Raw genomic sequence first — 13,247 nt, forward strand, 5'->3', positions numbered from 1 at the left:
ACGGCCGCCCGGAATGAAAAAACCACGGCCCCGAAGGGCCGTGGTTGCAGTGCGGGGTTGATCCGATGGATCAGAAGCTCTGCTTGTACTGCATGTACACGAAGCGACCGATGTCGAAGCCGCCGTAGTACGAGTAGACCGAGTTCGGCTTGGTGTACATCACCGGACCCAGGCGGTTGAACACGTTGTTGGCGCCGACCGAGACGGTTGCGTTCCACGGCAGGGTGTAGCGCACCTGCACGTCATTGAAGGTGACCGAGCCGCGTTCGTTGTAGTTGCGTGCGCCCTTGTACCAGGGGGCATACACGCCCGGATCGGAGCACTCGTCCGGATGGTTCGGCAGGCTCAGGCACTGTTCCTTGACGCCGGAGAAGTAACGCGCGGTCCAGCTGACGCCGAAGTTCTCCAGATCCCAGCTGAGGGTTGCGTTGGAACGCACCCGGAAGCCGATGCCGGTATTGGCTGCGATGCCGTTGATCGTGGTCGGCACGGTGGCAACGTCATTGGACGAACGGTAGATGTTCGAGCTGACATAGGTGGTCGACCACGAGGCACCCAGCTTGCCGTAGGCGGTATCCAGGCGGTAGCTGACGTCCATGTCGTAGCCTTCGGTTTCGGCGAAGCCCGCATTGCGGTTGCCGAAGCGCAGGCCGGTGACGATGCCGGTAACCGGGTCACGGGAGAAGCGCGAGCAGCGCGATTCGATGTTCTGCTCGTAGCAGTCGATCAGGATCTGGTTCGGGCTGTCCGACACGATGGTGTTGTCGATGCGGATCTTCCACCAGTCCAGCGACACGTTGAAGTTGCTGATGAAGGTGGGGCTCCACACCACGCCCAGCGTGCGGCTGGTGGAGGTTTCCGGCAGCAGGCTCGGGTTGGAGCCCGAGGTGAACGCCACCGGGCTGGCGGCGCTCGAACCGCTGGTCGGCCTGTTGGTGCTGTCCAGCTGGCGGAAGGCCGCGACGTTGGCGATGTCCTGGGCACAGCGTGCACGCACGGCGGCGTTGGAACGTGCCGAACCGTAGACGCTGTCGCAGGGATCGCTGAAGGTCGGGAAGGTTTCCGAGCCGCCACCGAACAGGTCGTTGATGGTCGGCGCACGGAAGCCTTCGGCCCAGGTACCACGCACCAGCAGCTGGTCGATCGGCTTCCACTTGAAACCGAACTTGCTGTTGAGGGTGTTGCCGAAGGTGTTGTAGTCGGAGAAGCGGGTGGCTGCGTTCAAGCTCAGCTCACGAGCACCCGGCAGGTCCGCCAGCACCGGCACGTTCAGCTCCAGGTACGCTTCCTTCACCTTGTACGCGCCACCGGTCGGGCCTGCGGCGAGGTTGGTGGTCGCGCCGGTCTGGGCCAGGGCATCGGGGATGAACTTGCCGGTTTCTTCGCGGTTTTCCACGCCGAATGCAAAGCCCAGATCGCCGGCCGGCAGGGTGAACAGGCTGCCGCTGAGGTTGGCGAACCAGTTCTTGGTCGTCGTCTGGCCAGTTGCGTTTTCCTCGGGGAACAGCCAGTCCTGCAGTGCCTGGTTGCCATCCAGCCCGTACGGACTCTGCACGCCGTAGGGAACCAGCGGGTTCCACACCATGCAGTTGGCCTTCGGTGCAGCAGCACTGCCGCACTCGACCTTGCCCGTGGCGGTATTCAGATAGGACGGGCCCACGGCATCAATGACGCGCTGCTTGTGCAGGTTGCCGGTGGTGTGCTGGGTCAGTTCATTCTTGCTGTACTGGTAACCCACGTCCCAGTCGAAGTAGCGCTCGCCCAGCTCGAAGCTGCCCTCGAAGCCGGCAACGGCACGGTAGGTCTTCAGCTCGCTGGTGCTTTCGCGCGGCAGTTCCCAGGTACGACGGTTCCAGGCCACCGAGGTCGGGGTGGCATAGCCGTTCTTGTTGCCGAACGGATTGAAGTAGCTGTCAATGGACATGTTGCCCGCAGCACCGGTTGCGCCCAGCGTGCTGGACGACAGCGGGTAGCCGGCGGTCACGCGGGTCGATTCGCGCTTGTTGTAGCCCAGTTCGGCCTTGAAACGGACGTCGTCGGTGATGTTGGCCGAGCCGGAGAAGAACACCGAATCACGCTTGATCGGATAGCTCAAGTGCATCTGATCATTGGTGTTGCTGACGTCGCCGGTGAAAGCGGTCGAGTCGGTCAGATGGTAGTTGCCCGGCTTGGTCGGATCAGTGCCACGGTTCAACGAGTAGCCGCAGCCGGCGGTCGCCGTGCAGCCCGGACCGCGCAGGCCGGTGAACTGGCCCCACTGGCTGGTGGTGGTCCAGCCTTCGGTCGGGTGGCGGTCGGTGTTGCTGTACTGGCTGAAGCCGCGATCGCGTGCCCACACAGCCTTTTCTTCGGAGTGCTCGATGGCCAGGGTGGTCGAGAAGCGATCGTTGGACCAACCGGCCACGACGTCAACGCGGTCACGGGCGCCGTCACCCTCGCTGAACTGGCCGTGGTAGACGTTGGCGGTGATGCCGTTGACGTTGCTGCGGGTGATGATGTTGACCACACCGGCCATGGCATCGGAGCCGTAGATGGCCGACGCGCCGTCCTTCAGGATTTCCACGCGCTCGATCGCCGACACCGGCAGCACGGACAGATCCTGGTAACCGGAGGTGCTGATGCCCAGGCGCTTGCCATTGACCAGCACCAGCGTGCGCTGGGTGCCCAGGCCTCGCATGTCGACGTAGCTGCCGCCGGCGTTTTCGCCTGCGGTCAGCACGTTGGCGCGGCTGATGGTCGGGCTGCCCATGGCGGTGACGTTCTGCAGGATGTCCTGCACCGAACTGAAGCCCTGGCGCTCGATGTCCATGCGGCTCAGGGCCAGCACCGGTTGGGCGGTTTCCACGTCGACCTGGCGGATGCGCGAGCCCGTGATCTCGATGCGGTCCAGGGTGGTGGGTGCGCCTTCCTGGGCGAATGCGGGCAGCGCAATCGTTGCGGTGCCGACGATCAGGGCGTGGCGGATTGCCTTGCCCAGCACGGTGGTGCGTGAAGTCATCGCGTCTCTCTCTCTCAGAAGCTTCGGGTGCGGGGCCAAAGGAGCCCCGGCAAATGTCGGCTCGGGTCGAAAAGACTGAGCCGGTGACTTCGATTTATTCTCGTTCGTTAATCCGATGTAAAGAGGATGTGGCGAAATGTGTCAAAGGTTGTCGATTGAATTTCATCTAAACTTAATAAAAGCAAGACCTTAGGGTCATGTCGCAATCGCCAGATTCGGCACAGTGTGGAAGCCTGAATGCCCATTCAGTTTTGAAAGTGCGCAAACGCGCACGCAAAGACGGCCCCGTCAGGGGCCGTCGTCAGGGCAGGCAGCGGCAGCTGGCCGGGGACTCCCGGCAGCGCGGATCAGGCCACGAAGGGGCGGAACTGGATGCCCAGCCCGGCCAGGCCCTCGGTCTCGCCGATCAGGTCGGCGCGCAGCAGCGGCCGCGGGTCGATGAACGCCTGCGGCACGATCAGCGACAGGCGGGTGTCGTCGGCGGTCAGTTCCAGCGCCGGCAGCGGCGCGTCTTCATGCGCGCGGTTGAGCAGCACGGCCAGCCGCAGCAGGGCGGTCAGGCGGCGCGCGGTCAGCAGCAGGCGCTCGGGCAGGGCATCGAAGGCCGACTTGCCCACGCTGCGCCGATGGCTTCGCACCAGTGCGGCCAGCATCTGCTGTTCCTGCCGCGAGAAACCGGCGATGTCGGAGTTCTCCAGCACATAGCTGCCGTGCACGTGGTAACCGCTGTGGGCGATCATCAGGCCCAGCTCGTGCAGGCGCGCGGCCCAGCCGAGCATGCGGGCATCGTCGGCATCCAGTTTCCAGCGCTCCTGCACCTGCTCCAGCAGGGACAGGGCGGTGTCCTGCACGCGGTCGGCCTGCACGGTGTCGATGCCATAGCGCTGGGTCAGCGCCGCCACCGACTCGTCGCGCGGGTCGTTCTCGCCGGCGCGGCCGACGATGTCATACAGGATGCCCTCGCGCATGGCTGCCTTGCTGACCAGCAGCTTCTCCAGGCCCAGGGCCTGGAAGGCGGCTTCCAGCACCAGGATGCCACCGGCGATGATCGGGCGGCGGTCGGCGGACAGGCCGGGCAGCACGATGTCGTCGATCTTCTTGGCCTTCAGCAGTTCGTCGCGCAGCTGCGGCAGGGCCTCGGCGGTGATCGCGCCCTTGCTCAGCTTCATCGTGGCGCAGATTTCGCTGATGGCCTTGTGCGTGCCGGACGAGCCAAGGGCTTCCTGCCAGCCCAGCGCGCGGTACTTGCTGGCAAACGGCTGGAACTCACGGCCGATCTCGGCCAGTGCGTCCTTCCAGCGCTTGCGGCTGAGCTTGCCGCCGGGGAAGAAGCGGCGCGTGCTGGCAATGCAGCCGGCCTGCAGGCTTTCGCGCTCCAGCGTCTGCATGCCCTTGCCGATGATGAATTCGGTGGATCCGCCACCGATGTCGATCACCAGGCGGCGCTGGTCGGCCTTGGGCGGCTGTGCATGGGCCACGCCGAGGTAGATCAGTCGCGCTTCTTCACGGCCGCTGACCACTTCGATGGCGTGGCCCAGCGCGGTTTCAGCCGGCACCAGGAAGGATTGCGGCGAACGCAGCTGGCGCACGGTGTTGGTGGCCAGGGCGCGCACGCGGTGCGGGGGCACGTTGCGGATGCGCTGGCCGAAGCGGGCCAGGCATTCCAGCGCGCGCTGCCGTGCGGCGGTGGACAGGCCACCCTTGCCATCCAGGCCATCGGCCATGCGTACCGTTTCGCGCAGGCGGTCGATGACCCGCAACTGGCCGAGCGTGTAGCGCGCGATGACCATGTGGAAGCTGTTGGAGCCAAGGTCGATGGCGGCCAGCAGGTCGCCATCCTGCAATGCGGGCGGAGTCGTGGTGGTATGCGGCATGGACGAATGTTAGCCGAAGGGGCGGTGTGCTCGTCACCGCATCGCCTTCACATTTTGTAGGGGGAGTTCCGCGGGGGGCGGAGTGGGCCGCTTCCGTTGGTGGGTGCCGACCGTTGGTCGGCACGACTCGAGTCCCGACACACGGTCGGGATCCACCGGGGCGGCCTACAGGCCCTGCATCAACGCCATCTGGGCCGAATGCGGCGCTTCGTCGTGGGCCGGGGTGCGCTTGTGGTAGATGCCCTCAGCATCCAGCTCCCAGGCGTTGAGGTTGTCGTCCAGGTAGTTCTGCAGCACTTCGCGGTACACGCGCTTGGCCAGATCCGGGTCGAGGATCGGGAAGCAGGTCTCGACCCGGCGCAGCAGGTTGCGTTCCAGCCAGTCGGCGCTGGCGCAGTACAGCTCCGGCGCGCCGTCGTTGCCGAACCAGTACACGCGGCTGTGTTCCAGGAAGCGGCCGACGATCGAGCGCACGCGGATGTTGTCCGAGACGCCCGGCACGCCTGGGCGCAGGGTGCAGGCGCCGCGGATGATCAGGTCGATCTGCACCCCGGCCTGCGAGGCGGCGTACAGCGCGCGGATCACCTGCGGCTCGTTCAGTGCGTTCATCTTGGCGATGATGCGCGCCGGGCGGCCGGCAGCGGCGATGCGCGTCTCGCGTTCGATGCGCGCGAGGATGCCGGTGTGCAGGGTGAAGGGCGACTGCAGCAGGCGCTTGAGCTTCATCTTCGAGGCCAGCCCGGACAGCTGCTGGAACAGCAGGTGCACGTCATTGCCGATGTCCGCATCGGCGGTGATCAGGCTGATGTCGGTGTACGCGCGGGCGGTGCCGCTGTGGTAATTGCCGGTGCCCAGGTGCACGTAGCGGCGCAGCTTGCGGCCCTCGCGGCGCACGATCAGCAGCATCTTGGCGTGGGTCTTGAACCCGACCACGCCATAGACCACCTGCACGCCGGCTTCCTGCAGGCGGTCGGCCAGGCCCAGGTTGGCTTCTTCGTCGAAGCGCGCGCGCAGCTCGACCACCACCGTCACGTCCTTGCCGTTGCGTGCGGCCTGGATCAGCGCATCGACAATCAGCGAATCCTTGCCGGTGCGGTACAGGGTCTGCTTGATGGCCAGCACGTTCGGGTCCACCGCCGCCTGCTTGATCAGGTCCAGCACGGCGGTGAAGGCATCGAAGGGATGGTGCAGCAGCAGGTCCTGGCGCCGGGTGATCTCGAAGATGCCATCGCTGTCGCGCAGCGTGCGCGGGTTCATCGGCGGGTACTTCAGGTCCGGCTGCGGCACCAGGTCGTACAGTTGGATGATGCGGTTGAGGTTGACCGGGCCATCGATGCGGTACACCGCGTTTTCGGTCAGGCCGAAGTTCTGCAGCAGGGTGCGCACGATGTCCTTCGGCGTGTCCTCGGCGATCTCCAGGCGCACCGCCGGGCGGTAGCCGCGGTCGACCAGTTCATCGCGCAGGGCCAGGGCCAGGTTCTCCACTTCTTCCTCGTCCACCACCAGCTCGGAATTGCGGGTGACGCGGAACTGGTAGGCGCCCTGGACTTCCATGCCGGGGAACAGCTCGTCGACGAAGGCCGAAAGCACCGAGGACAGGAACACGAAGTTCTGCCCGCCGCCCAGGCTTTCCGGCAGCTGGATGATGCGTGGCAGCGAACGCGGCGCACGCACGATGGCCAGGTGGCCGGCGCGGCCGAACGCATCGGTGCCCTTCAGCACGACGACGATGTTCAGCGACTTGTTGAGGATCTTCGGGAACGGATGCACCGGGTCCAGGCCCAGCGGCGACAGCACCGGCATGATCTCGTTGCGGAAGTACGCGCGCAGCCAGCGCTTCTGCCGGTGGTTCCACGAATGGCGGCCGAGCACGCCGATGCCGGCCTCGGCCAGCGCCGGGCGCAGCGTCTCGTTCCAGCAGCGGTACTGCTGGTCCACCAGTTCGGCGGCGCGGTCGTGGATGGCGTTGAGGATGGCCTGCGGGCTCATGCCGTCCGGGGCCGGCGGCAGGCCGAATTCCTGCGCGTGGCGCACGGCGGCGGCGCGGATCTCGAAGAACTCGTCCAGGTTGGTGCAGGAGATGCACATGAAGCGCAGGCGCTCCAGCAGCGGCACCTGCGGATCCATCGCCTGTGCCAGCACGCGGAAGTTGAAATCCAGCTGGGACAGTTCGCGGTTGATGTAGAGCGCCGGGTCACGCAGTGGATCGTTGTCCGGGCTCACGGGGAGGGGGAGGGATCCGAGGCTGCTCATGGCTTCATTCTTCGATGGAGGTCAGGGGGGCGGACTCGCGCGGGCGCACGTGGTCGGCATCGAAATGACAGGAGAACACCGAGCCCTTGCCCACTTCGCTTTCAATCTCCAGCCGTGCGTGGTGCAGGCCGAGGATGTGCTTGACGATGGACAGGCCCAGTCCGGTGCCACCGCTCTCGCGCGAGCGGCTGCTGGACACCCGGTAGAAACGTTCGGTCAGGCGCGGCAGGTGGGTGGCGGGAATGCCGTAGCCGCTGTCACGCACGGCCAGCACGACGCCGTCGCCTTCGCGGCGGAACTCCACGGCGATGCGGCCATCGGCCGGGGTGTAGCGCACCGCGTTGGTGACCAGGTTGGAAAACGCGCTGTGCAGTTCCTTGGTCGAGCCCAGCAGGTCCACGCCGGCCAGGTCGTCGATGCTGATCTGGTGGCGGCCCTGGCTGTGCGCTTCGGCTTCGCGGCGCAGGGTGGCCAGCATCGGCTGCATCGCCACGGTCTCCGCTTCGCTGTGTTCCTGCGATTCCAGCCGCGACAGGGTCAGCAGGTCTTCCACCAGCTGGGCCATGCGCTGGCTCTGCTTGCGCATTTCTTCCAGCATCGGGCCGGTGCCGGGGAAATCTTCCGGATCCATCATGTCCAGGTAGCCGTGCACCACGGTGAGCGGGGTGCGCAGTTCGTGGGACACGTTGGCGACGAAGTCGCGGCGCACCTGTTCCAGGCGCAGCAGCTTGCTGACATCGCGGGCGATCAGCAGCCAGTAATCGGAGGAATACGGAATCAGGCGCAGGTTCAGCCGGATTGCCGGATCCACCGGCGAGGGCACGTCCAGGATCGGTTCGGCATTGCGGCCGCCGGCCAGCCAGTGCGCCAGCGGCATCGGCTGCAGGCGCTCGACCAGGGCTTCACCCAGATCGCCGGGATGATGCAGGCCAAGCAGGGCGGTGGCCGCTTCGTTGAACCACTGCACGCGCTGGCTATTGCGGTCCAGCACCACCACTGCATCAGGCAGGGCCGCAGCAGCGGCGCGGTAACTGCGCAGCATGTCCAGCAGGCGGCGCTTGCGCACGCGCATTTCCACCTGGTTGCGGTACAGCAGGCGGTCCAGCTCGTTCCACACGCCGGACCCTTCCTCGGCGGTTTCCCAGCGCTGGCGCGCGGTCAGCCGGCGCAGCACGCGGCGCAGGCGCCAGTAATGCCAGGTCAGCGTGCCCAGTGCGGCCAGCGCGATGCACAGCCACAGGTGCCCACTGAACCACCCGACCACGCCGGCCAGCACCAATACCGCTGCCACGGAGGCCAGCGTCTTCAACCAGGCGGAGCGGATGTGGCGGGGCATTGCGGTCTCGTCGTTGGAGGCGGCGGTTCACGCGGTGAACCGAGGGTTATAGCAGAGTTGCCGACACCGGCACCGGCAGGTGCGCGGTGCCGGCACGACGAGGCTCAGGTTGCGGTGGAGAAGCGGTAACCGGCGCCGCGCACGGTCTGCACCATGTTCTCGGCATTGAACGGTTCCAGCGTCTTGCGCAGGCGGCGGATGTGCACGTCGATGGTGCGTTCTTCCACGTACACGCTGCCGCCCCACACATGGTCCAGCAGCTGGGCGCGGGTGTAGACGCGCTCGGGGTGGGTCATGAAGAAGTGCAGCAGGCGGTATTCGGTCGGGCCGATCGGCACCGGCTGGTCGTTGGCGAACACGCGGTGGGCGGCGCCGTCGATGCGGATCGGGCCGACCGCTACGCTGCCGTCCTCGTCATCGTCACGGGCGCGGCGCATGACGGCGCGGATGCGGGCCAGCAGTTCGCGTGCCGAGAAGGGCTTGACCACATAGTCGTCGACACCGGCTTCGAGGCCGCCGACGCGATCATTCTCTTCGCCGCGCGCGGTCAGCATGATGATCGGCACTTCGCGGGTCAGGGTTTCCTTGCGCCAGCGGCGGGCCAGGTCCAGGCCACTGGTGCCGGGCAGCATCCAGTCCAGCAGGATCAGGTCGGGGACGCGGTCGGCGATCGCGGTCTGGGCCTCGCGGGCATCACCGGCGTGGACAGGTTCGTAATCGCCCTTGCGCAGGGCGAAGGCGACCATTTCGCGGATCGCGGGCTCGTCATCGACGATCAGGATGCGTTTCTGCACGAGGACACCGTAGGGCTCGGTTACTGGAGTGGTGCCAGTAGACTACGGTTTGATGACATGTTTGTGACTACCTGGCCGGGATCGGCGCTGATTGCCATGCGCCGGTCATGCGGCGCTCAGCGCCGGTCCAGCTCCGGGTCCTGCACGCCCTGGCGGCGCAGCTCCAATACAGTCGGGGTGATCGTCTCGATGCGGGCGTCCACCCGCGCGCGGCCGACGTAGTCCAGCTCGGGATTGCGCTTGAGCGCCTGCAGCTGCATCAGCGCCTGCTCCGGGCGGCCGCCGAGGAAGGCCGCCTCGGCATACGCCTCGCTGGCCCGCACGCTGTCCCCGGCCAGTTCGCTGGCGCGGGCGTAACGCTGCTGGAATACCGGGTCGTTACCGCTTTGCGACAGCAGCGGCCGCAGCATCGCCTGCGCGCGCTGGCCGGCCTCGCGGCCGCCCTGTTCATTCAGGATCTCGGCATAGGTCAGCGCCACCGGGCGGCTGTTGGGGTGCTCGCGCAGCATCTGTTCGAACCGCGCGTTGGCCTGGACCGGCTGGCCGGCACGGGATTCGGCTTCACCCAGGGCCAGGGCCACGAACAGGCTGTCCGGATGGGTCTGCAGCAGGCTGGCCAGGGCCTGCCGGGCCTGGTTGGCGCCGCTGCGGCCGCCGCGCATGGCGGCCAGGGCCTGGCCATAGCGCTGGGCGTCGGTCAGGCCGTCCTTCTGGCGCCGGGCCAGGTCGGCGTACTCGCGTTCCAGGTCCGGCGTGGTGTCGGCGCTGAGAACCCGCAGGCGCTCGCGGGCCCAGTCGAAATCACCGCTGGCGCCGCGGCTGAGCTGGCCGATCGGCAGGCGCAGCACGGTGCTGGGCAGCAGCGGGTTGCTGCCACGCAGCAGCGGCTCGCCCAGGCTGGGGTCGGCCGGGTTCACCCGCTCCTTGCGCTCGCCGGTGGGGGTGCTGGTGGTCAGCAGCACCGTGTCCTTCTTCATCTGCTGTGCGCGCGCCTTGGCCTCGCTGATGCGGGTGGTGTTGACCGGGTGGGTCTGCAGGAAATCCGGGGCCTGGTAGCCGCCGTCGTTGCCGCGCATGGCCGCCGACATCCGCTCGAAGAAGCCGGCCATGGCGTCCACGTCGTAGCCGCTGCGGGACAGGGTACGGATGCCCAGCCGGTCGGCCTCCGATTCGTTGGAGCGGGTGTAATTGATCTGCCGCTGCTGCATCAGGCCCATGCCCGAGCTGATCGCGGCCATGGTCGCGTTGCCGGAGGAGGTGCTGTTGCTGGCCTGGGCGGCGACCACTGCCGCCAGCATGCCCAGCAGGATCGGGATCTGGTCGCGCTGGGCGCGCTCGACCCCGCGCAGCACGTGCTGCTGGGTGACGTGGGCGATTTCGTGGGACAGCACCGCTGCCACCTCGTCCTCGCGCTCGGCGGTCAGCACCAGGCCGGCGTTGACCCCGATGTAGCCGCCCAGGGTCGCGAAGGCGTTGATCTGGCGGTCCTTCATGATGAAGAACGTATAGGGCTGGCGGGGCTGGTCGCTGTTGGAACCCAGCCGGGTACCCATGGTCTGCAGCCAGTCGTTGACCAGCGGGTCGTCCAGCAGGTAGCCGTAGTTGCGCAGCTCGCGCAGCATCATCGCGCCGTACTCGGCCTGCCGTGCCGGAGTCAGCAGCTCGCCGGCCGACGAGCCGATGTCCGGCAGCTTCTCCTGGGCCTGGGCCAACGGCATGGCCAGGGCCAGGGTGACGGCGGTAGACAGCAGCAGGGCTCGCAAGCGGGAGGTCCTCGGGCAGGGCGCGCCAAGCGTGGCAGGGCAGGGGGCAACCATTCGTTAATCCACAGTGTTGCGGTCGTGGCGTGGAAATTCCAGCACACCGGTACCATATATGGACCGTCGATCCATCGTGGAGTTTCCCGTGACAGCCCAGCCCGCTGGCGGTTCGCCCGCCATCACCATCTATTCCACCGCCGTCTGCCCGTACTGCGTGGCCGCCAAGAACTTCCTCAAGAGCAAGGGCCAGCAGTGGACCGAGGTCCGCATCGACCTGGACCCGGTCGAGCGCGAGAAGATGATGTCCCTGACCCGCCGCACCAGCGTGCCGCAGATCTTCGTCGGTGACGTCCATGTCGGCGGCTACGACGACATGATGGCCCTGCATCGCGAAGGCAAGCTCGAGCCGCTGCTGGCCGGGCAGGGCCAGGCATGAGCGCGGCCGACGACGGCAGCAAGGACCGCATCGCCGAATTCACCGATTTCCGCAAGCGCATGAACGAGCGCATCCTGGGCGAGCCGAACCAGGTGGTGCGGCGCTTCTTCGCCCTGGACACGCAGACCTACCAGGCCGGCGCGCTGGACGTGAAGACCAAGGAGCTGCTGGGCCTGGTGGCCTCGATGGTGCTGCGCTGCGACGACTGCATCAGCTACCACGTGGCCCAGTGCAAGGACGCCGGCGTGACCCGCGAGGAGTTCTTCGAGACCTTCTCGGTAGGCCTGGTGGTCGGCGGTTCCATCGTGATCCCGCACCTGCGCCGCGCGGTCGACTTCCTCGACCAGCTTGAAGGCGGCGCCGCCGCCCCGGAAGCGCACGAGCACTGAGGTAGCGCCGGGCCATGCCCGGCGGACACCTGAACAAACGGCCGCCGGGCATGGCCCGGCGCTACCGTGTTCTGGTCTGCGCGCGGGGCCTTTACCGCGATCTCTCAGCCCAGGAGCCCCTTCTTGTTGAAGGGGCGCGCCGACAGGCGGGGGTAGAGGAGGAATGCGCGGGCAATTCTGCCTGAGCCGGGGAGTGGGACCATGGTCTATTTGGGACCTCGGCCCCGGCTCAGGCATAATTGCGGGTGAAACTTCCTTAGCGCCGGCGTTTCCGGGCACGTCCGGACGGCGTATTCCCCCCTGTTCGGAACATCGATCAATGACGCAGAAAATTACGGTCATCCGCGGCGACGGCATCGGCCCGGAAATCATGGACGCCACCCTGTTCGTCCTCGACCAGCTCAACGCTGGCCTGGAGTACGAAGATGCGGACGCCGGCCTGGCGGCCCTGGAAAAGCACGGCGACCTGATGCCGGCGGTGACCCTGGAATCGATCGCGCGCAACAAGGTCGCGCTGAAGAGCCCGCTGACCACCCCGGTCGGTGGTGGCTTCACCTCGATCAACGTCAGCCTGCGCCGCCACTTCGACCTGTACGCCAACGTGCGTCCGGCCCACACCTTCCCGAACACCAAGTCGCGTTTCAACAACGTCGACCTGATCACCGTTCGTGAGAACACCGAAGGTGCATACCTGGCCGAAGGCCAGGAAGTCTCGGCTGACGGCGAGACCGCCTTCTCCGGCACCCGCATCACCCGCAAGGGCTCCGAGCGCATCGTGCGCTACGCCTTCGAGCTGGCCCGCAGCGTCGGCCGCAAGAAGGTCACCGCCGTGCACAAGGCCAACATCATCAAGTCGACCTCGGGCCTGTTCCTGAACGTCGCCCGTGAAGTGGCCGCGCAGTACCCGGAGATCGAGTTCCAGGAAATGATCGTCGACAACTGCTGCATGCAGCTGGTGATGCGTCCGGAACAGTTCGACGTGATCGTCACCACCAACCTGTTCGGCGACATCATCTCCGACCTGTGCGCCGGCCTCGTCGGCGGCCTGGGCCTGGCTCCGGGTGCCAACATCGGCAAGGACGCGGCGATCTTCGAAGCCGTGCACGGCACCGCGCCGGACATCGCCGGCCAGGGCAAGGCCAACCCGTGCGCTCTGCTGCTGGCGGCCGCACAGATGCTGGACCATATCGGCCAGCCGGAAAACGCCGAGCGCCTGCGCAAGGCCATCGTGGCCACCATGGAAGCCAAGGATTCGCTGACCGGCGACCTCGGCGGCACCGGTACCACCATGAGCTTCGCCCAGGCCATCGCCAGCCGCCTGTAAGCGGCCGGCCAACCTCGGTTGATCCACAGCGGGGCGCCTTCGGGCGCCCCGTTGCGTTTCGGGTCGACTGTGCGGTCTGCGCA

9 protein-coding genes are annotated in these 13,247 nt (G+C 66.7%); 3 read left to right on the top strand and 6 right to left on the bottom strand.

The window, feature by feature from the left end; translation table 11 throughout:
• Nucleotides 1–70: 70 nt before the first annotated feature.
• The 6 genes from IAE41_RS11915 to IAE41_RS11940 all read right to left on the bottom strand — a co-directional run bounded on the left by IAE41_RS11915 (nt 71) and on the right by IAE41_RS11940 (nt 11,072).
• Nucleotides 71–2,998, bottom strand: a complete 2,928-nt coding sequence (locus IAE41_RS11915) for a TonB-dependent receptor (RefSeq protein WP_200733266.1) — start codon at nt 2,996–2,998, stop codon at nt 71–73.
• Nucleotides 2,999–3,345: 347 nt separating this feature from the next.
• A complete protein-coding gene (ppx, locus tag IAE41_RS11920; protein WP_108746041.1) occupies nt 3,346–4,872 on the bottom strand; it encodes an exopolyphosphatase in 1,527 nt (508 codons plus the stop codon).
• A gap of 165 nt (nt 4,873–5,037) precedes the next feature.
• Nucleotides 5,038–7,125 carry a polyphosphate kinase 1 gene (gene ppk1 / locus IAE41_RS11925; RefSeq protein WP_108746042.1) on the bottom strand — a complete coding sequence of 696 codons (2,088 nt, stop codon included), beginning with the start codon at nt 7,123–7,125 and terminating at the stop codon, nt 5,038–5,040.
• Between the two features lie 4 nt (nt 7,126–7,129).
• Nucleotides 7,130–8,461, bottom strand: a complete 1,332-nt coding sequence (gene phoR, locus IAE41_RS11930; protein WP_200733267.1) for a phosphate regulon sensor histidine kinase PhoR — start codon at nt 8,459–8,461, stop codon at nt 7,130–7,132.
• A gap of 104 nt (nt 8,462–8,565) precedes the next feature.
• Complete coding sequence (gene phoB / locus IAE41_RS11935; RefSeq protein WP_079220798.1) at nt 8,566–9,255, bottom strand: phosphate regulon transcriptional regulator PhoB; 690 nt, start codon at nt 9,253–9,255, stop codon at nt 8,566–8,568.
• Between the two features lie 116 nt (nt 9,256–9,371).
• Nucleotides 9,372–11,072, bottom strand: coding sequence for a M48 family metalloprotease (locus tag IAE41_RS11940; protein WP_174208670.1), 1,701 nt, complete (start codon nt 11,070–11,072; stop codon nt 9,372–9,374).
• Between the two features lie 88 nt (nt 11,073–11,160).
• Here IAE41_RS11940 and grxC point away from each other — a divergent pair, with 88 nt between their 5' ends.
• From grxC to IAE41_RS11955, 3 genes are all read left to right on the top strand, one after another.
• On the top strand, nt 11,161–11,451 hold the full coding sequence (gene grxC, locus IAE41_RS11945) for a glutaredoxin 3 (protein WP_079225103.1): 291 nt from the start codon (nt 11,161–11,163) through the stop codon (nt 11,449–11,451).
• Nucleotides 11,448–11,840 (top strand): carboxymuconolactone decarboxylase family protein, encoded by a 393-nt coding sequence (locus IAE41_RS11950; RefSeq protein WP_046986956.1) that lies wholly within the window; start codon nt 11,448–11,450, stop codon nt 11,838–11,840. Before grxC ends, IAE41_RS11950 begins: the two co-directional genes overlap by 4 nt.
• 319 nt (nt 11,841–12,159) lie before the next feature.
• The gene (locus tag IAE41_RS11955) at nt 12,160–13,164 is read left to right on the top strand and encodes an isocitrate dehydrogenase (RefSeq protein WP_200733268.1); all 1,005 of its coding nucleotides are present in this window, start codon (nt 12,160–12,162) and stop codon (nt 13,162–13,164) included.
• The last annotated feature ends 83 nt before the right edge of the window (nt 13,165–13,247 follow it).

Source organism: Stenotrophomonas sp. S39 (assembly GCF_016624665.1).
Lineage (GTDB): Bacteria > Pseudomonadota > Gammaproteobacteria > Xanthomonadales > Xanthomonadaceae > Stenotrophomonas.

Bases quoted from the DNA above. Each gene is read 5' to 3' on its own strand.
- IAE41_RS11915 (WP_200733266.1), bottom strand. From the start codon at position 2,998: ATGACTTCACGCACCACCGTGCTGGGCAAGGCAATCCGCCACGCCCTG.
- ppx (WP_108746041.1), bottom strand. From the start codon at position 4,872: ATGCCGCATACCACCACGACTCCGCCCGCATTGCAGGATGGCGACCTG.
- ppk1 (WP_108746042.1), bottom strand. From the start codon at position 7,125: ATGAGCAGCCTCGGATCCCTCCCCCTCCCCGTGAGCCCGGACAACGAT.
- phoR (WP_200733267.1), bottom strand. From the start codon at position 8,461: ATGCCCCGCCACATCCGCTCCGCCTGGTTGAAGACGCTGGCCTCCGTG.
- IAE41_RS11940 (WP_174208670.1), bottom strand. From the start codon at position 11,072: ATGGTTGCCCCCTGCCCTGCCACGCTTGGCGCGCCCTGCCCGAGGACC.
- IAE41_RS11950 (WP_046986956.1), top strand. From the start codon at position 11,448: ATGAGCGCGGCCGACGACGGCAGCAAGGACCGCATCGCCGAATTCACC.
- IAE41_RS11955 (WP_200733268.1), top strand. From the start codon at position 12,160: ATGACGCAGAAAATTACGGTCATCCGCGGCGACGGCATCGGCCCGGAA.